At 57.2% G+C, this 17,273-nt stretch carries 14 protein-coding genes and 1 pseudogene; 4 read left to right on the plus strand and 11 right to left on the minus strand.

Annotation, left to right across the window (positions count from 1 at the left end; all coding sequences use genetic code 11):
• Positions 1-600: 600 nt before the first annotated feature.
• Positions 601-999 carry a hypothetical protein gene (locus AC3Z8Y_RS07815; protein WP_490089180.1) on the minus strand — a complete coding sequence of 133 codons (399 nt, stop codon included), beginning with the start codon at positions 997-999 and terminating at the stop codon, positions 601-603.
• Between the two features lie 381 nt (positions 1,000-1,380).
• On the opposite strand from AC3Z8Y_RS07815, the gene AC3Z8Y_RS07820 reads away from it, so the two are divergent.
• On the plus strand, positions 1,381-2,157 hold the full coding sequence (locus AC3Z8Y_RS07820) for a hypothetical protein (RefSeq protein ID WP_490089181.1): 777 nt from the start codon (positions 1,381-1,383) through the stop codon (positions 2,155-2,157).
• Positions 2,158-2,229: 72 nt separating this feature from the next.
• Here the strand turns inward: AC3Z8Y_RS07820 and AC3Z8Y_RS07825 are convergent, their stop codons facing one another.
• A complete protein-coding gene (locus AC3Z8Y_RS07825) occupies positions 2,230-2,850 on the minus strand; it encodes a tyrosine-type recombinase/integrase (protein WP_225774691.1) in 621 nt (206 codons plus the stop codon).
• A gap of 202 nt (positions 2,851-3,052) precedes the next feature.
• Between AC3Z8Y_RS07825 and AC3Z8Y_RS07830 the strand changes: the two genes are divergently transcribed.
• Positions 3,053-3,529 (plus strand): Imm42 family immunity protein, encoded by a 477-nt coding sequence (locus tag AC3Z8Y_RS07830; protein ID WP_225774690.1) that lies wholly within the window; start codon positions 3,053-3,055, stop codon positions 3,527-3,529.
• A 246-nt stretch (positions 3,530-3,775) separates the two neighbouring features.
• Here the strand turns inward: AC3Z8Y_RS07830 and AC3Z8Y_RS07835 are convergent, their stop codons facing one another.
• The 6 genes and pseudogenes from AC3Z8Y_RS07835 to AC3Z8Y_RS07860 form a co-directional block, all read right to left on the minus strand.
• Positions 3,776-5,296: a calcium-binding protein gene (locus tag AC3Z8Y_RS07835; protein ID WP_490089182.1), complete on the minus strand. Its 1,521-nt coding sequence runs from the start codon at positions 5,294-5,296 to the stop codon at positions 3,776-3,778.
• Positions 5,297-5,603: 307 nt separating this feature from the next.
• A complete protein-coding gene (locus AC3Z8Y_RS07840; protein ID WP_490089183.1) occupies positions 5,604-7,163 on the minus strand; it encodes a calcium-binding protein in 1,560 nt (519 codons plus the stop codon).
• Positions 7,164-7,243: 80 nt separating this feature from the next.
• Positions 7,244-7,734 (minus strand): annotated as a pseudogene (locus AC3Z8Y_RS07845) (SOS response-associated peptidase); the annotation flags it as partial.
• A 437-nt stretch (positions 7,735-8,171) separates the two neighbouring features.
• Positions 8,172-9,452 carry a translesion error-prone DNA polymerase V subunit UmuC gene (gene umuC, locus AC3Z8Y_RS07850; RefSeq protein WP_490089184.1) on the minus strand — a complete coding sequence of 427 codons (1,281 nt, stop codon included), beginning with the start codon at positions 9,450-9,452 and terminating at the stop codon, positions 8,172-8,174.
• On the minus strand, positions 9,439-9,870 hold the full coding sequence (locus AC3Z8Y_RS07855; protein ID WP_490089185.1) for a LexA family protein: 432 nt from the start codon (positions 9,868-9,870) through the stop codon (positions 9,439-9,441). The genes umuC and AC3Z8Y_RS07855 overlap by 14 nt, the downstream gene beginning before the upstream one ends.
• 2 nt (positions 9,871-9,872) lie before the next feature.
• Positions 9,873-10,121 carry a DUF1654 domain-containing protein gene (locus AC3Z8Y_RS07860; RefSeq protein ID WP_490089186.1) on the minus strand — a complete coding sequence of 83 codons (249 nt, stop codon included), beginning with the start codon at positions 10,119-10,121 and terminating at the stop codon, positions 9,873-9,875.
• A gap of 309 nt (positions 10,122-10,430) precedes the next feature.
• Between AC3Z8Y_RS07860 and AC3Z8Y_RS07865 the strand changes: the two genes are divergently transcribed.
• The gene (locus tag AC3Z8Y_RS07865) at positions 10,431-11,672 is read left to right on the plus strand and encodes a DUF1835 domain-containing protein (RefSeq protein WP_490089187.1); all 1,242 of its coding nucleotides are present in this window, start codon (positions 10,431-10,433) and stop codon (positions 11,670-11,672) included.
• Positions 11,673-11,743: 71 nt separating this feature from the next.
• On the opposite strand, the gene AC3Z8Y_RS07870 is transcribed toward AC3Z8Y_RS07865, so the two are convergent.
• The 3 genes from AC3Z8Y_RS07870 to AC3Z8Y_RS07880 all read right to left on the minus strand — a co-directional run bounded on the left by AC3Z8Y_RS07870 (position 11,744) and on the right by AC3Z8Y_RS07880 (position 16,230).
• The gene (locus AC3Z8Y_RS07870) at positions 11,744-13,057 is read right to left on the minus strand and encodes an MFS transporter (protein ID WP_490089188.1); all 1,314 of its coding nucleotides are present in this window, start codon (positions 13,055-13,057) and stop codon (positions 11,744-11,746) included.
• Positions 13,058-13,196: 139 nt separating this feature from the next.
• On the minus strand, positions 13,197-14,657 hold the full coding sequence (locus AC3Z8Y_RS07875; protein WP_490089189.1) for an MmgE/PrpD family protein: 1,461 nt from the start codon (positions 14,655-14,657) through the stop codon (positions 13,197-13,199).
• A gap of 79 nt (positions 14,658-14,736) precedes the next feature.
• Positions 14,737-16,230 (minus strand): MmgE/PrpD family protein, encoded by a 1,494-nt coding sequence (locus AC3Z8Y_RS07880; RefSeq protein WP_490089190.1) that lies wholly within the window; start codon positions 16,228-16,230, stop codon positions 14,737-14,739.
• 108 nt (positions 16,231-16,338) lie between these two features.
• Here AC3Z8Y_RS07880 and AC3Z8Y_RS07885 point away from each other — a divergent pair, with 108 nt between their 5' ends.
• A complete protein-coding gene (locus AC3Z8Y_RS07885; protein ID WP_490089191.1) occupies positions 16,339-17,262 on the plus strand; it encodes a LysR family transcriptional regulator in 924 nt (307 codons plus the stop codon).
• Positions 17,263-17,273: the final 11 nt, after the last annotated feature.

Below are 17,273 nucleotides of genomic sequence, written 5' to 3' on the forward strand. Positions count from 1 at the left end.
GGCGGACCGCCTCCGCGATTATCTGAGGCGATCCGGGCATCATCTAGAGGCACTGAAGGGCCACTGTTTAAGCCGCTGCGCGGCCTGCTCAAACAGGGTGGCCTAACTACTGTGGATCTATCTGATTGTGCAGACGGATGCAAATCAAGTCAGGTAGCGCCTTGATCAGTTTAGAATGGGCGACTTTTCATGGAGCTGAGGCGAAGGTTACGTTGTGCGTTCCAATGCCGCCAATGGCGCTCTCAGAGATTAAACTGACGCCGTACTGAGCAGCTCCGCCCTGAGGAAGGCCCTCGCCACTCTCGCGCCCTTTCGGGTACTACTCGGGTGCTGGATACGGTAGCACTGGATGCTCTCATTGAGACGAAACTTCCAGAGATGACCCGATGGAATGCCTTGGTCTTTGTAATAGCCAAACTCGTTGCACACGCTGTTTTCGCCCGTGAAGGGGAAGTACCTTGCGCGATATTTAGCGCTCGTAGCACCGTTGGCGAAAATGATGATGTCGGGAGCCAGGACTTCAATTTGTGCCTTGAGCAAACGCTCCGAGATACATAGCAGCGTCTCAAAATGCGGCCAATCCTTCGGCGATTTTTTGTTCTAGTCGAATGCGAACAGATTGGCCCAGGTTATGCCCTCGGGCCCATGGTCCGTAGAGAGCTCGCGAACGTAGTTGAAGTAACTAGCACCCCGGTCGCGTTTCGCTCGAATAAATGTGGCCAGGCACCTTTGATGCTTGCCCATGGCTCTTTCAATATAGTCCTCAAGGGACAGGTATGGATCTTGGTCGTTGACATGAGTCCAGCCGCGCGTTTCGCGGCCAACCACCATGATGCGGCGTGATGCCTCAAGATAAGCCTCAGATACCCCCTGTAGGAAAACACCGGAGAGTGCGGAAAACTCCGCTTCGCATTTGCGACTGCGATCAAGCCAGTGCTGTGGTAGATCCGAGAGGATTCGGTGGTAGGCCAGTTTTAAGGCAGTCCGTGTGCGGTCCATGCGATGCGCTTCCTAGGAAAGGCCCAATAATAGCGTTGATACTAGCCATGAGCCATCTGTTTCGCCGGCGTTTTCCTTGGATAATTCTTTGCATCAATTGCAAGCCACACGAGGCTCGGGCGGCGCAATTCGGAAGGCCGCTATCGACCCATAGCTGCCCTTCACAAGGAGGACAAGGAACGGCTAATCGCTTGGACCGGCCTGAAAATCCTTGTGGAGATCCGATACCTTCTGGGAGGAAGAGAGCCGATATGATATAGCTTTGACCTTTACACAGGAGCGGCTAACTGGTTACGACCAACCGTTGTAAGCAGCATGCTCTCCAAGCGATCAAGAACCGCCTGAGCGAGCAATCTCAGTTTTTAGTGAGCAGGTCTACCTATGAAATACGAAATACAAAGAATCATAAATAGACTACTCACGGTGACGGCTTTAGGGTTTTTTATCGCATTTTGCATAGGGCTTTACCGGCCGATAGATAAAATAGACGATAACGCCCAGCCTATTGACCCGAAAACATCTATTCACGATCAAGCTGATCTGCGTTGCTATGGCGCGGCAACATTGGTGCTGGAAAGTCGGTACAGAAAAAGCTACACAGAACTTATAGAAGATGAAAATAAAGAATTATCTGTTGTCATTGTAGGAGGAACTGAGTTTAGGTTCAAAAAAAACGATGACCTAGTGCCTGGGCCATGGCTGAGCTATATACACGACAAAAATGGGAAGAAAATTTATATTCCCGGTCTGACAGCGTATGCAGTAGTTGATGCTGCGGAATTTGCGGAAAACCATCCCGACGTTATAACTACCGATTATTCCCCGGGAGACCGCATTGTGGTAACACTAAACTGCCAAGAAAAAGTATACAACGCGTTCTATAAGGATTTCGAGAGAATCTTAAAAGATGAGTATAAGCCTGGATATGTAGAGTATGTAGGTGACAACCAGGTAAAAGGCATGGAAGTTCTTGGTGAAACCAACCCAGATGGATCGCCCGTATATTATGAGTGTTTCTCTGTATTTGGATGCAATATGTTTTTTAACTTGACTCCTGAAGTCCAGTTGGTTGTCAGATTTCCGTTTCGCCAAGCGAAAGACTGGAAGAGAATTCAGAAATATATGGTGAATCATTTATTAAATGCTAAAGTTCCCTAACTCAATTAATCCTTTCTAACCGACCGCTATGGGTCGGATAGCGACAGCCGTACCTCCACTGTCGCTAGCGTGTCAGACCTCCGTCTGCTCTGCCATCTCCAAAGCATCATCGACCTCAATGCCTAGGTATCGCACGGTACTCTCAAGCTTCGTATGCCCGAGCAGGAGCTGAACCGCTCTCAGGTTCTTCGTCCTCCGATAGATCAACGATGCTTTCGTGCGTCTCATCGTGTGAGTACCATACAGCGCTGGATCAAGGCCAATAGCCTTTATCCACGCCTTGACGATCCTAGCGTATTGCCGGGTGGAGAGATGCTGGGAGGCGTGCAGCCGGCTTGGAAAAAGGCAGTCCTCACTGTGGAGATGGGCTTGATGTATCCATGCCTCCAGAGCAATCCGTGTTTGCTCCGTAATCTCAAACTGCACAGGTCGCTGGGTTTTCTGCTGCATCACTATTGCTCGCGATGACACATGCTGCCCATGAACCACGTCTCGTACACGAAGCTTGGTCAGATCGCAGGCTCGTAGCTTGCTGTCGATGGCTAGATTGAAAAGAGCCAAATCACGAGCTTCCTCCGCGATTTGGAGCCTTACGCGAATGGCCCAGATATCTTTGAGTCGCAGCGGCGCTTTCTGGCCGACCAATTTTCCTTTGTTCCAAGGTTCCTGGGCGTGGGTCGTAATCGTTTTCATAGCTTGTCCTCCTCTTTGGGAAGACAAGGATGGTCATTGCAAGCCATGGGAGCTAACCGACCCAAAGCGGACGTTGACTGTTTAGTGACAACTTAGTGATTGCTTCGACGCATTTCAATGAGCATCATCTGGGTTCGACGGGGAGAGGTCCCTATGCCAATTAAATTCCCAATGTTATTAGAAAGCCTTTAGGAGTAAAAGGATGATTGTAGGGGATCCGTTTAATTTTGCCGTCCAATTTGATATGGTCGAGCAGTGGAATTCAGATGAATTTTGGCGAAATGGAATATTTTCACTTTACATAAATGGAGTGCGCTTGCCTAACATTCTTGATGTGACGGAGCTCAGGGCAAGCTTAGCGTGCTATATTAAATTGGAAGATATTGTTGCTTCTAATGGGCTGGAGGGTATTGCTGCAGAATATATTTACGAAAAAACCAATAGTTACTTGTTTGGCGACGGCACAGATTATATTGATGGTGTCTACGATCTAACATGCACTATGATGGCTGATGCCGGATGCCATGCTTACTGGATAGGGTGCGCCGAATCGGAAATTTTTGTTTGGAGTTTAAATGGCGGCGAAAATATTGAGAGCGCCTCTCTTCCGAGTGGGACATTCTATTTGGTAGCCTCAGAGTTAAAAAAGATCCTTGAAGATGACTTAAAATGGAGATAAGTAGATTAAATTTACTGCGTCGCCCCTGGCTTCGTAGAGATCCGACGGATAATTTTGGCCGATTCGGGCCGGATGTCGAACGGCGGCAAAGGGTCGGTAGCTGCCTACCGCGGCTGTCAGCAACCGACCCAAAGCAGCACGTGGTGACTGGCAGGAATTGGCTGTGGCCGTTCGCTAACGGCACCCTTGGAACGGTAGTCGTCAGTAGGTAAGGACTACTCAAGACTACCTAAGGCGGCTTCACACCTAAGCCCCATGGACATCACTAGGCGCAACACCTACTAATTCAAGAGGCGCATCAGGAACGTGCCCGGCTGTTGAAACGGTGCTCGCAACGATCAGGTTGTTTGCGGAGAAGGTCTTGGTGTAGCCGCCTTCCAGGCCGATTTCGAACCGCTGCCCCTCGGCATTCAGGTCATAGTCCTTGAGATAGGTGCGGTCCAGGTCTGTGTCGTACACCAGTTTCAAGGTGCCGTTGGTGCCGTCGCCCAAGCCCGTATAGCCGAGGGCCGCCACGTCGATCTTGTCTTTAGTAACATCAAAATTCTTGATCAAGTCAACGGTGCCATAGCCATGAAAGCTGTCGCTGCTGTCCAAATAGCGGAAAGTATCTACCCCATCACTGCCAAATGACCTATCACCGCCATTTAGCTCATCGCCGTCGCCGCCGCCGATCAGGATACCGCCGTCCTTTCTCGTATAGAGGGCATCAAAGGTCGGCGTTCCGGTCAGGGTCTGGTCAGCATCGTCAGGATAGTTATCACCTTCGAAGATAAAACCATCAGCATCTTGATAAGAGATTTCCCTATAGCCGCCCTGGTCGATATACACTTTGAAGCGGTTGCCCTGGGCATCGGCTTCAAAAGACTGCACCACGATATGCCCAAGGGTTTTGTCATAGGCGTAATTGAGCGTGCCGTTGTAGCCGTCACCCAATCCAGTGAAGCCCAGCGCGGACACGTCCAATACGTCTCCACCGAACAGGTTGAAATTGCTGATAAGGTCAACGCTGGACTCTCCCGAGGCGTCGTTGACAAAACTGTCGCTTAGCTGGTGATAGAAAAAGGTGTCTTGGCCCTTATTGCCGATCAGGTGGTCCGCACCCGCGCCACCATCCAGTACGCTCTCTCTTTTCCCGCCAGTCAGCGTATCGTCGCCGTCCAGGCCATTGAGCACGTATCGCTTGGTGCTAAAGTTGAAGTCCAGGGTATCGTTGCCGGCTGTGCCGTCGTGGCGCAGTACATAGTTGGTCGTACTTAGCTGACCTTGGAAATCGCCTGCCAGGCGCACCTCGAAGAACCTGCCGTCGGCGTCTTTGTCCAGCGAACGCACGTAGGTAATGTCCGTGGCAGCATCGTAGCTGACATCCAGATCACCATTATGGCCGTTACCGATCCGCTCCAGGCCAAGGGCGCTCAGGTCCAGTACATCGTATGGGCCCAAAAAATTGATAATCAGGTCGGAGTGAGAGCCTTGGGCATCGGCATAGCTGTCGCTGAGCGACGTGAACACGAATTTCACCCCATCTCCGTAGCTAGTGCCGCCAGTAAGGGTATCTACCCCGGCTCCGCCTACCAATGTGTCGCTGCCGCCGTGGCCATCCAGGGTGTCGTTCCCGGCGCCGCCGAATAAATGATCATCCCAGTAGGTGCCGTTAATTACGTCATCGCCCGACGTACCGGTATAGGTATGGAAAGAGCCTTGATTGTGAAAGGTAATTTGCTCGTCAATCGGTACCAGCGGAGCAGTTTTAGAACCTGTAGGCATGCTATGGATCCTGGTTGGGTTGATCGCTGGGTTAGGGCAATTCAGGCAGTGGTCACCCGCTAGCCCGACGTGACTGACGCTTCAATGGACTAGGTAGATCGAAAAAGTTCGTCCACACGCTGTGCACCCTGCATGCGATAAACCTCCAGCGTAGCTGCATTACCGCAGCCAATGCCTGAACAGCGAATGACCGCAATGGGTCGGTAGCGGCCTGTCGTCATCAGCAGTAACCGACTCTAGCTGCCCTTGCTCAGGGCAGCCTGAAATAGCGATGGACTGCTAACCGCTAGCTAAACCGGCTTCTCACCTAAGCAGCATGGATACCACTAGGCGCAACCCCTACTAATTCGATAGGCACTTCAGCAGTGTGCTCGGCTGTTGAAACAGTGCTCGCAACGCCCAGATTATCTGCGGTGAATGTCCGGGTGTAGCCGCCTTCCAGGCCGATTTCGAACCGCTGCCCTTCGGCATTTAGGTCGTAGTCTTTGAGATAGGTGCGGTGCAGGTCTGTGTCGTAGATCAGCTTCAAGGTGCCATCGTGGCCGTCGCCCAAGCCGGTATAGCCGAGGGCTGCCACGTCGATCTTGTCTCGGGTAACATCAAAATTCTTGATCAAGTCAACGGTGCCATAGCCATGAACGCTGTCGCTGCTGTCCAGATAGCGGAAAGTATCTAGCCCATCTATGCCAATTGACCTATCACCGCCACTTAGCTCATCGCCGCCGCCGCCGCCGATCAAGATGCCGCCATCCCTTCCCGTATGCATTGAATCCCACGTCGGTCTCCCGGTAAGGGTCTGATCGGCATCGACATGGCTGTTATCACCCTTGAAGATAAAACCATCCGCATCTTGAGAGGCGCCGCCAGTGGCGCGATAGCCCTGGTCGATATACACCTTGAAGCGGTCGCCCTGGGCATCCGCCTCGAACGACTGCACCACGATATGCCCCACGGTTTTGTCATAGGCATAATTCAGCGTGTCGTTGTAGCCATCGCCCAAGCCAGTGAAGCCCAGCGCGGACACGTCCAATACGTCTCCGTTGGACAGGTCGAATTCACTGATAAGGTCAACGCTGGACACGTTCGAGGCGTCGTTGACAAAACTGTCGCTAAGCTGGTGATAGAGGTAGGTTTCGGTGCCAATACTGGCTGCATTGCCAATCAGGTGATCAGCACCCGCGCCGCCTTCCAGTACGTTGGCACTTTTTCCGGAATACAGCGTATCGTCGCCGTCCAGGCCATTGAGCGCGTATTCCTTGGTGCTGAAACTGTAGTCCAGAGTATCGTTGCCGGCTGTGCCGTCGTGGCGCAGTACAAAGTTGGCCGTGCTTAGCTGGCCTTGGAAATCGCCTGCCAGGCGGACCTCGAAGAACTTGCCGCTGGCGTCCTTGTCCAGGGACCGCAGGTACGTGATGTCCGTGGCAGCATCGTAGCTGACGGCCAGGTCGCCATTGTGGCCGTTACCGATCCGCTCAAGGCCAAGGGCGGTCAGGTCCAATACATCGTATGGGCCGAAAAAACCGGTGATCAGGTCGGAGTGGGAGCCTTGGGCATCGGCGTAACTATCGGTGAGCGAGGTGAATACGAATTTAACCCCGCCTCCATAGGCTATACCTCCAATCAGGGTATCGATCCCTGCGCCGCCTTCCAGAGTGTCGTCACTGCCATTCCCATCAAGGGTGTCGTTCCCGGCGCCGCCGAATATGTGATCTCGCTGATAGGTACCGGTGATGACATCATCAGCCGACGTGCCGGTGTAAGTTCCGAACGTATATCGATGGTGATAGGTGACTTGCTCATCGAGCGCGGTTTGCAGGGCAGTTTTGGAGGCTGTGGGCATGGATTCGGCCTGAAGAGGAAATGTCATGGAGGGATTCTAGATGCTTCACAGCGCTTCGCCTGTGGCGGGCTGAGTCGCTGCAAACCAGACGCTGAAGCCTTCACCCGCTAATCATTGGACAGGGGTTTGATCAATTCGCTGCCCTGATCCTGACGTTGCCCACGGCCCTATCGAGCGCGTACCACTCAAAATCGGCCACGGGGCGGCTCTGCTGCTGCACGATCTGCAAGGCCGCATCGGCCTCCAGCCCCGGCCCAAGCCAGGCGTTTGCGGCTTCTGGCCCCAGGACCACCGGGCGGCGATCATGAATGTCCACCATGCCGGCATCGCTGGCATCCGTGATGATGACAAAGCCGTCTTCGTCATGCGGCTCCAGCCCTGGATGAACCTGTGCCAGCCCGGCGAAGAACTTCGGCGCCTGGGCCTTGAGCCGGATGCAATACGGCTGTTTTTTCTTTGGGTCATCCGGGTCCTTGACCCATTCGAACCAGTTATTGGCCGGTACCAGCACGCGGCCTTGGGGCCACAGTGATTTGAAGAACTTCCCGCTGGCCACCGTCTCGATCCGCGCATTAATCGGACCGGGCCGTTTGCCCTTGGGCTAGAAAGGGAGGGCAGCCACATTTTTAACGCATCCAGGCGAAGGCCCTCGGCCTTCATATGGCTCTAATCCAGCATATCAATCGAAAGCATCGTAAGCCCAATAAGAGCAGCAATAACCAAGCATAGGGCAGCCAGTAACCAAATAAGGAAATAAACCCAGTCACTCCAGAAAAACCATCGGCGCACATTGCAATTATCATAAACGCCACGGGTACGGCCCATATAAAAACAAGGAACAACCCTATGCCAGTCAATACCTCACACATGGCGTTTTTTTGATCAGTGCTAAGTTTCACATTGCTGGATTTTTCTCTGAGATTATTGCAATCCATGCGTATCCCTATGTAATCGTGAGCTTTCGCGATCATCCCAAAATCTAGTCATCTGAAAGGTATGACCTGCAGGATTTGTGTCGTTTGATACACTCGCTAATTATCGGGCATTGACCGTCCACAACTGATCAACCCGCGTCGTGTAACTCTGGCTCATCAACTCTCGCCGCATCCCCCAGTCCGGCGCTATAGGCAGTGTGGCCGAACGCAGCGTACCGCGGCCCCAGCGGCCGTTGATAGTGTCCAGGACCTGCATCAGCTGCTCGCATTTTTTCGGCTGGGTCACGGCAAACAAGTCGTCGGTGTACTCGCCAGGTTGCCGCAGGTCCAGCAACAGCACCTCAGCCTTACTGTAGCGATACCCCTCGCGAAAGATCCGCTCCACCGCCTGGGTGGCCACATTGGTCATCAGCAGCGTGTCGTGGGTGGGGTAGGGCAGTTCGACCAGCACGCCATTGGCACACTTGGCTTCGTCCGGGTTGAACATGCCAGTGCGCACGGCGATGCGCATCTTCTTGCACATCGAGCCCTGGGCGCGCAGCTTCTCGGCCGCGCGGGCCGTGTAGCTGGCCACCGCTTCCTTGATCGGGGCCAGGTCGGTCAGCCGCTTGCCGAACATCCGGCTGCAACAGATTTCCTGCTTGGGTGGGTCGGGGTCGTCCAGTTCCAGGCACGGCACGCCGGCCAGTTCGCGGGCCGTGCGCTCCAGCACCACGCTGAACTTGGCCCGCAGGGTCACGGGGTCGGCATGGGCCAGGTCCATGGCCGAGTGGATGCCCATGGCCTGCAAGTGCGTATTCAGGCGTCGGCCCACTCCCCATACCTCGGCTACGGCGGTGTTGCGCAGCACCCAGTCGCGCTTGAACGGGTCGCAGATGTCCACCACGCCGCCGGTTTGTTGCTGCAAGCGCTTGGCGGTGTGGTTAGCCAGCTTGGCGAGGGTCTTGGTGCGGGCAATGCCCACGCCGACCGGAATGCCGGTACAGCGCAGCACCTTCTCCCGGATCGACCGGCCCAGGGCGCTCAGGTCGCCCGGCTGGCCGGTCAGGTCACAGAACATCTCGTCAATTGAATAGACTTCGGCGCCGGCCACCATGCTTTCGATGATCGTCATCACCCGCTCGGACATCTCCCCATACAGCGCGTAATTGCTGCTGAACGCGACGATCCCGTGCCGGCGCAGCGTGTCCTTGATCTGGAAGTACGGCGCGCCCATTTTCACGAAGGGCTTGGCGTCATAGCTGCGGGCGATCACGCAACCGTCGTTGTTCGACAGCACCACAATCGGCGTCTTGGCCAGGTCCGGCCGAAACACCCGCTCGCACGAGGCATAGAAGCTGTTGCAGTCCACCAAGGCGAATACCGGCTCAGGCGTAGGCATGATCGCGCACGCTGTAGCGCACTACACCCCAGATGGTCATGTCATCGCTTTCCAGCACGTAGCGTTGAGGGTAAGCCGGGTTTTCGGACTGGAGAATGACTTCGCTGCCCTTGCGGTGTAGCCGCTTGCACACCGGCTCGCCGTTGAGCGCGGCAATCACGATGTCGCCATGGCGCGCTTCGCGGCCGCGATCCACGATCACCAGGTCGCCGGAGAACAAGCCGGCACCGGTCATGCTGTCGCCCTCGATCTTCACCAGGTAGACGTGCGGAGCGCGCAGGTCGAACAGCTCATCCAAGGAGATGTGCTTTTCCAGATGGTCCGCCGCCGGCGAGGGGAAGCCAGCCGGCACGCGGCAGGCGAAAAAGGGCAGGGGATACACTGACGGTGCCAGCGGCCCCAGGACAGAAAACGCCATGATCAGTCGTCCTGCAGCACGGTCCAGAAAATCTGGATATGGCCATCGTCACGGTAGGCCAGGGTCACGTTATCGTTTTCGCCCAGCTCTTCCATGATCCGCTCCCACGCTTCTTCCGGGTCGCTGTCCAGCCGTTCAAGCAAGGCCGTTTTGGCCTGCTGCGCGCCGGGATGGTTAATGGCGCGCTGCAGGCGCATCGCCAAAAGGTCATAGGGCTGGGGCTGTACGGGCGTGGAAGGTTGCTTGGCCATAACGACGACTCTTAACTGTATGTATTTACAGTATTACAGGCGAAACCTGCTCAGCAAGAATTTTTCTTTCCAGTCATCGGGTTATGGTCGGCGAGCAGGTGTGGCCAAGCCTGTGCAGAGCGGCAGGTCAACACTCTCCAACTGCTTGCGGCTTCTTCGACTTTGCTTCTGTTCCTCTTCCCGCTAAAGTCAGCGCCTGGGCGTTTGCCGCGCCCGCGGTCCGCGCGAAGGGGTTCCCCAAGGCATGCTGCTCCATTCTTCCATTCCAGCTCCCGGCTTGTCGGCGGACCGAGCCTGTAAGGAGTTGGTATGCCTGCGTTTGATGCTTCCCGTCATCACGGCCTTCTTGATTTGCCCTCGCTGCGCAAGCGCGCCAAGCGCCTTCTAAAAGCGCTGAAAAACCACGAAGCGGGCGATACCTGCGTGCAGTTGCGGGCAATGGGTGTGCCTGGCCCTGACTATCGGCTGGCCGACACCCAGTGGCTGGTGGCCCGTGAAACGGGCTTTGCCAGTTGGCCCAAGCTGATCGCCCACGCCGAAAGCGTTACCTTTGCGGCGCGCAACCCGGGCTTTGCTTCTGCCGATGAGGCAAAGGTCCAGCACTGGCGGTGCGGGAACGATATCGCGCACAGTTTGCGGGTGGCAGGTTTCTCGGGCTCGTTCCATATGTTTGATGACCCTATGGTGATGGGCCCGGTCCTGGCCCTGCCGGAGGAAGAGTACTGGGCAGCGCGAGCTGCGTTCATACAGCAGGCCTTTGGTTTACCTGCCGGGGACATTCACCAGCGCCAAGCCGCACAGCGTAGAGCCTTGGCGCAGCTGGGGGCCGATAGCGAGTTGGTGCTGTGGTGCGAAGGCGATGCCTATGATCAGCTGTTTATGGTCCGCCTGCTGGCCAGCTTGCCTAGCTTACCGCGCAGGCTCGAAGTGATCGAAATCACCCAAGTGCCCGGTATAGAAAGGTTTATAGGTATCGGGCAATTGGCTCCGGATCTGCTCGCATGGCTATGGCCACAACGGCGGGCTCTGGGTGACGGCGCCTTGGCACTGGCCCGCACAGCATGGGCGGCCTATACCGCAGCAAACCCTACCGATTGGGCGCGCCTGGCGGCACAAGCACATCCGGCGCTGCCGCTGCTTGGCCCCGCATTGGCGAGGCAACTGCAGGAGCTTCCTGGCGTGGACGACGGCTTGAGCCTGACTCAGCGCCTGATATTGCGGGTGCTGGCGGACCACGGTGAATTGCCGGCCGGCAAGGTATTCGGCCATCTGATGATGAGCTATGAGCCGCTGCCGTATCTGGGGGATTTGATGTTCCATGCGTTGCTTCGGCCGCTGATCGATACGCCACACCCGCTGGTGCATGAACAGCCGGGAGCCGAATGGCAGAAGCGCGTGGTTCGGATCACTGCGCTGGGTGAGCAGGTTTTACTGAAGCGCTCAAACTGGCTCGATCACGCCCCGGCTAATCGGTGGGTGGGCGGGGTGCAGGTCGTCGCCAATCAGAAGCCATGGGTGGTGAGCGATGACGGACAGCTACGGCGCCGGTGAATAGCGCCGTATAGGGAAGCAGGCCGGGCCGGTCGGCCTGCATTCTCCTTGAGAGTCGATGTCAGCCCAAACTACCGATAGCTCGCCTCCGGGTTATCAGCCCCGTCACTACCCGGCGATGAACGCTTATGCCCAGCGTCATCACCTAGCGCAGCCTCTGCCATCATGTCCGCGCCGGTGGCGTTTGGCAGGCAAAGCGCTGCGATGAACGCGATCACGTATGAGCTGATGGCAAACGCCCCCATGGCGGCGGGCAGGCCCATGCTGGTGGACGCAAAGCCGACTGCGGCGGGCATGATAGAGCCGAAGCCGCGGCCAAAGCTGGTGCAGAACCCGGCCCCATTGGCACGGATGCGGGTGGGATAAAGCTCTGCAAACGCCACCGGCAAACCGGAGGCCAGGCCGCCCTGGAAGGTCCCCAGTAGCAAGCCCAGGCCCAGGGTGACTCCCATGTTGATGGGCGCGAAGGTATAAACGCCCACCACGCAGGCCTGGCAGAGCAAAAACAGCATGAATGCCCTGCCGCGGCTGATGTGGTCGCTGATACGGCCGTAGATGAAGGGGCCCAGCAGCGAGCCCAGGATGTTCACCGCAAGATAACCCGAGGTAGACGCCACCGGCAGGTTGAGCACCATCCTCATATAGGTCGGCAGCCAGGTGATCATGATGTAGGCCCCGCCAAATATGCCGCTGGCGAGGATGGTACTGATCACCGTCACCCTGCGATGATCCCGGCCGAAGATCTCTCGAACGTTCAGCGCTTTCCTAGGGCCCTTGTTTGCCTGGGTAAAGGCGTGGGATTCCGGTACCAGGCGGCGGATGAACCAGATGAGGAGGGCGGGCAACAAACCAATGGCGAAGAACGCGCGCCAGGCGATTTCCTCGGGCAGCCAGGCAAACACGACCGGCATCAAGGTCAGGGAAATTGCATAGCCCACCGCGTACCCGCTTTGCACCGAGGCGGCCACCCGGCCGCGGAGCGCTGGCGCAATGGCCTCGCTGATCAGCACCGCGCCGACGACGGCTTCGCCGCCATAACCGATGCCTTGCAGAAAACGCACAGGCAAAAATTCCCAGAAGCTGCTGCAAAGCCCGGCCAGGCAGGTGAAGGACGCTACCCACAGCACGGTCCCTTGCATCACCCGCACACGGCCGAAACGGTCCGCCAGCAACCCTGCGGCCCAGCCACCCAGCGCGCTGCCGATCAGGGATACCGATCCGAGCAGGCCCGCGTCGGACTTGCTCAGGGACAGTACCGTCATTAGTACTGGCATCATGAGCGAGTAGATGGTGGAGTCCATCGAGTCCAGCGTGAACCCACCGAAACACGCCCAGTAGGTACGCTTTTCAGTGGGCGTTAGTGCCGAATACCAACCTAATCGCATGCAGGGCCTGCCTCGTTCTTGTCGAATGGGTACTCAGAATGCTAACGGCATGGCGATCGCCTCAGGCTGCGAAGGGGTAATCCAGCCAACGGTTCTCTTTATGTTCAGTTGCGTGGTTGCGTGGCAAAAGCAGGGCACATCAGGCGCGCTGGGCAACGAGCAAATCCCGTAGCTGCGCAACATCCTGGAGCCTTTCCAAGTGATTGATCTGCTCGATCAAGCGCTCGCTGCGTTCTTGCCCGATGACGGGAACGATCAAGTCGCGGACCTTGCTGTTTACCGCTTCAACGCTCAAGGGATTTTCCTTGGTGCCTGACGGAAAACGGGTGTGGTGCGTGACTGTCTGGCCATTGGTCAATGTGACGGTAACCTTTGCGCCGCGCGGGGCAGCCGGATCGTCCAGGGCAGGATCTGCGAACACTTTGATCTTGCTACGCTGCGCTATCAGCTGAGGTTCGTGCATCAGCGACGGATCGTGGCTGTCTGCGAACGAAACCTTCCCCTTTATAAGCGCCAGGGCCACCATGTGGGCACAGTTCACGTCCGGCATCGCACTGTCACCAACAATCCCCACCGCATCGCTTGGCACTCGGACTTCGATGCCTTTGACGTTGTCCGGGGTCAGGCCGTGCGCCTTGCGCAAGGTGAGGATAGCGTCGAGGGGCGACTGGATCGGGTAGCCCACCGAATAGGTTTTGATCGCGGTATCTACCACGAAAAATCGCTGACCCAAGCCGTCCAGCATCTGCTGGGGCTGGGGTTGCGAGGAGAGTGCAATCAACAGATTGTGAGTGCCGTCCAGCACATCGGCGACGCCAGTCATGCCAGCCTGCACCATGGTCACCGCTTGAACGCCGTTGCGCGCTCCCATGCCCGCAAAATCAAACGCTTTCTCGATATGGTCATGATCCTTGACCCAGCTCCAGAGGCCCGATTCCTGTTGCGCCGCATAGGACAAGGCATAACAGGTATTGAGCTCGTCCAGTTCGGCAAGCGATGCGGCCGCGGCGCCAGCACCGAATGTGGCTGCCGTGCCCTCGGCGCTACGATGTGACCCCCTGACAAGGTCCGGCCCGAGCGCCATCAGCAAGCGACAACCCGTGTCGTAGCCAAGCGCAACCGCCCGCATGAAGGCCTCGCCGCTGCTGTGGCGCGATTCCCCCATTGCCAGCGCGGTAGGCACTACCGAACTGCCGGGGTGGGCTTTGGTCACCGGTTCGAAGTCGTCGGTCTCATCAGCGTGGGCACACATCGCATTAGCCAAGGCCGCATTAATGGTGGTAGTACGAAAGCCCGACCCCACGACAGACGCCTGCTCCGCGCCACCCAACCCTGCAACGTATTGCAACGCCAGTTGGCCTGGACGCATCTGGGAGCCCGAAATCATGGCTCCGAACGTATCCAGGATGTGATTCTTGCAAGCCACCGCCACGGCGTCCGGTAACGCAAGGTTCCGGGACGCAACGATGTAGCGGGCCAGCTGTGCAGTAATGTCGCTGGGCTTATCGGCCGCCAGCAGAACCCTGCAGGGGGTGAGCCCAACCGTAAGCAATGCGCTGCCTTGCAGCACACGGCGACGAGACCACGACACAGTCTTCATGGAGCCTCCAGTGTCCCGTCGTGATGTGCGCGGGACAACGTCTTGTTATCAAGGATGAAACCGTATGGCGCTGAAGGCGTCAGGCCGGTGAGGTCGCGGCCTTGGCAATCTCGGCGGCGGACGCCAACGACTCGACATTACGACACAGCTGGATAAGATGCTCGGCCTGGCCCTGCGTGAGGATATCCTTGGCCAGATCGAGAAATTTTGCGTCCAGCTGCTGATCAGTCATGGGCACTTCCACGCTGCCGATCGCGTGCTCGATAAATTTATGCAGGGTGCGCCCGTCATTGAGTGTGATGGTCATATCGACCTGCTCGGGCTTGATGGCAGGGTCGACGGTGGCCACTACCCGGTCGCGTAACTTCACCACGGTGGGATCCTGCACGGCCTGATCGCTGTATTGGCGCTCGCCCGCCGCCCCCTGCACGATCGCCACGGCAACGGAGTGGTAAATGCTGAACTTGCCCTCCAGGCCGATTTTTGGGGTTTTCTTGCCAGTAAGCTCGATCACCAGCGGGTGAACCTTCAAATCCACTTTGGCGATCTGGTCAGGGGTCAGCTTGTACTCATTGCGCAGCTGGATGGCTGCATCGATGGCCGGATGAATCACGATGCCGCAGGCGAATGGCTTGTAAGTATTGAGTGCCGACTCGTAGTGGGTTCCCAGCCCGTCGGTGATCTGGCTGAAATCCTGCTTGGTGCTGATGGTGTGTGCCCAGCCACGCTTCGCTTCGATCATCGCCTCCGAGCTGGTGTAATTCTGGGCCGCCAGCAAGGCTGCGAACAAGCCGTTACTCGCGGCCCGGCCGGGGTTGAAACTTTTGTTCATCGATCCGAATGACTCCCGCAGCCCAACCGGTTGCGAGGCCGCCAGGCCAAGTGCCCAAACCATTTGCTGCTCGGTCAGCCCGAGCAGCTTGCCCGCGGCCGCGGCTGCACCAAACACGCCTGCCGTGCCTGTGATATGCCAGCCAACATCATAGTGGTTGGGGTAAACGGAGTTGCCGATCCGGCATTCGGTCTCAACCCCCAGAACCAGAGCGTTCAGAAAGTCCTTGCCCGACACGGGCCGGTACTCCGCCAGCGCCAGAATCGCTGAGGTCACCGGCCCTGCGGGATGAATGATGGTTTTGAGGTGCGTGTCGTCAAAGTCGAAGATGTGACTGGCAACGCCATTCAAAAACGCCGCGTTCATGATGTCGAAACGCTCGCTGCGGCCAAGCAGGCTGGCCTGCCCGGGGCCGGAGAACGGCTTGAGCGCCACAATCGCTCGCTCAACCGTCTCGTGATGTGAGCCGCCGACCGCGACCCCCACCCAGTTAAGCAGCGTGCGGCAACCCTCCCTGCGGACATTGGCGGGTAAATCCTCATACCTGGCCTTTACCAGATAGGCGGCCAAGGTGTGAGTGACGCCTGTACCGTCGGATGCGCCTGGGGCGTCGACGGGGCCAGGGCCGGGGGCTGCATCCCCTGCCTTTGGCTCAGCCGAAAACACCAGGCTCGAAGCGGCGGCGGCGACTGAACCGATGGCCCCGGCCCTGAGCAGCGCGCGGCGGTTGAACGAATTCATAAGTGCTCCTGTGATTGTACTTATCGGGATGCACGTGCTTTCACGCACCTTAGGATCATGGCGCACAACGTCTGCTAAGTTAATTGCAATAATATTGGGTACTTATGCATGGCTAACATGAATGTAGAGATGGGAGATCTACGCGCGCTGGTTGCGGTCGCGGAGCTCGGAAGCTTCAGTGCAGCCGCCAGAGAGCTGTATCTTTCGCAGCCTGCCTTGTCCCGGCGCATTTCAAAACTGGAAAGCAACCTGGGGGTACGGCTGCTGGAACGAACCACGCGTCGGGTTGAACTGACGGCAACGGGGCGAGAGTTCGCCCGCAAGGCACGTCAGGTGGTGAACACCTTCGACGAGTCGTTCATGGGAATAAAAGAGGGGGCGAGTACCCTTCGCGGGGAGGTCACCGTTGCCTGCGTACCTACAGCCGTGCACCACTGCCTGCTTGCCGTATTGGCCGAATACCGGCGCCTCTACCCGCGAATTCTGGTCCGCGTGCTGGACGAGGGCGCAAGCGACGTGCTTTCCACCGTGGTTCGCAACGAGGCCGACTTCGGCATCAATTACATTGGTGTGCAGGAAGCGAACCTGGAGTTCGTGCCAATCTTCAAGGAGCGTTTCGTCGTTGCCTGCCGTCATGATCATGCGCTGGCGGCTCGGCGCTCCGTCACTTGGGCGGAGTTGGCCAGGCACGACTACATCGCGGTGAGCAAGGCCAGTGGCAACCGCCTGTTACTGGACATGGCACTGGCGGACGTTCCCGACCTGCCCTCTGCGATCTGCGAGGCCAGGCATGTGCGGACGGTAGTGGACATGGTTGCCGCGGGTCTTGGCGTTGCGGCGGTGCCTCAACTGGCGATTCCTCCTCATCTGATGCGCTCGGAGTTACGCGCGGTGCCGCTCACCAACCCCGTCCTCAATCGCACCAGCGGCCTGATAAAGCGCAGAGGAAGAGTGCTCTCGCCGGCCGCCGAGCGCCTGTATCAAATGATCCTGACGTCAACCGCAAGCGAGCAATCAGACCAACTGGCATAACCTGGAAACCG

It is taken from the genome of Pseudomonas sp. 3MAES_34.3B, assembly GCF_058145875.1.

Bases quoted from the DNA above. Each gene is read 5' to 3' on its own strand.
- AC3Z8Y_RS07815 (WP_490089180.1), bottom strand. From the start codon at position 999: ATGGACCGCACACGGACTGCCTTAAAACTGGCCTACCACCGAATCCTC.
- AC3Z8Y_RS07820 (WP_490089181.1), top strand. From the start codon at position 1,381: ATGAAATACGAAATACAAAGAATCATAAATAGACTACTCACGGTGACG.
- AC3Z8Y_RS07825 (WP_225774691.1), bottom strand. From the start codon at position 2,850: ATGAAAACGATTACGACCCACGCCCAGGAACCTTGGAACAAAGGAAAA.
- AC3Z8Y_RS07830 (WP_225774690.1), top strand. From the start codon at position 3,053: ATGATTGTAGGGGATCCGTTTAATTTTGCCGTCCAATTTGATATGGTC.
- AC3Z8Y_RS07835 (WP_490089182.1), bottom strand. From the start codon at position 5,296: ATGCCTACAGGTTCTAAAACTGCTCCGCTGGTACCGATTGACGAGCAA.
- AC3Z8Y_RS07840 (WP_490089183.1), bottom strand. From the start codon at position 7,163: ATGACATTTCCTCTTCAGGCCGAATCCATGCCCACAGCCTCCAAAACT.
- umuC (WP_490089184.1), bottom strand. From the start codon at position 9,452: ATGCCTACGCCTGAGCCGGTATTCGCCTTGGTGGACTGCAACAGCTTC.
- AC3Z8Y_RS07855 (WP_490089185.1), bottom strand. From the start codon at position 9,870: ATGGCGTTTTCTGTCCTGGGGCCGCTGGCACCGTCAGTGTATCCCCTG.
- AC3Z8Y_RS07860 (WP_490089186.1), bottom strand. From the start codon at position 10,121: ATGGCCAAGCAACCTTCCACGCCCGTACAGCCCCAGCCCTATGACCTT.
- AC3Z8Y_RS07865 (WP_490089187.1), top strand. From the start codon at position 10,431: ATGCCTGCGTTTGATGCTTCCCGTCATCACGGCCTTCTTGATTTGCCC.
- AC3Z8Y_RS07870 (WP_490089188.1), bottom strand. From the start codon at position 13,057: ATGCGATTAGGTTGGTATTCGGCACTAACGCCCACTGAAAAGCGTACC.
- AC3Z8Y_RS07875 (WP_490089189.1), bottom strand. From the start codon at position 14,657: ATGAAGACTGTGTCGTGGTCTCGTCGCCGTGTGCTGCAAGGCAGCGCA.
- AC3Z8Y_RS07880 (WP_490089190.1), bottom strand. From the start codon at position 16,230: ATGAATTCGTTCAACCGCCGCGCGCTGCTCAGGGCCGGGGCCATCGGT.
- AC3Z8Y_RS07885 (WP_490089191.1), top strand. From the start codon at position 16,339: ATGGCTAACATGAATGTAGAGATGGGAGATCTACGCGCGCTGGTTGCG.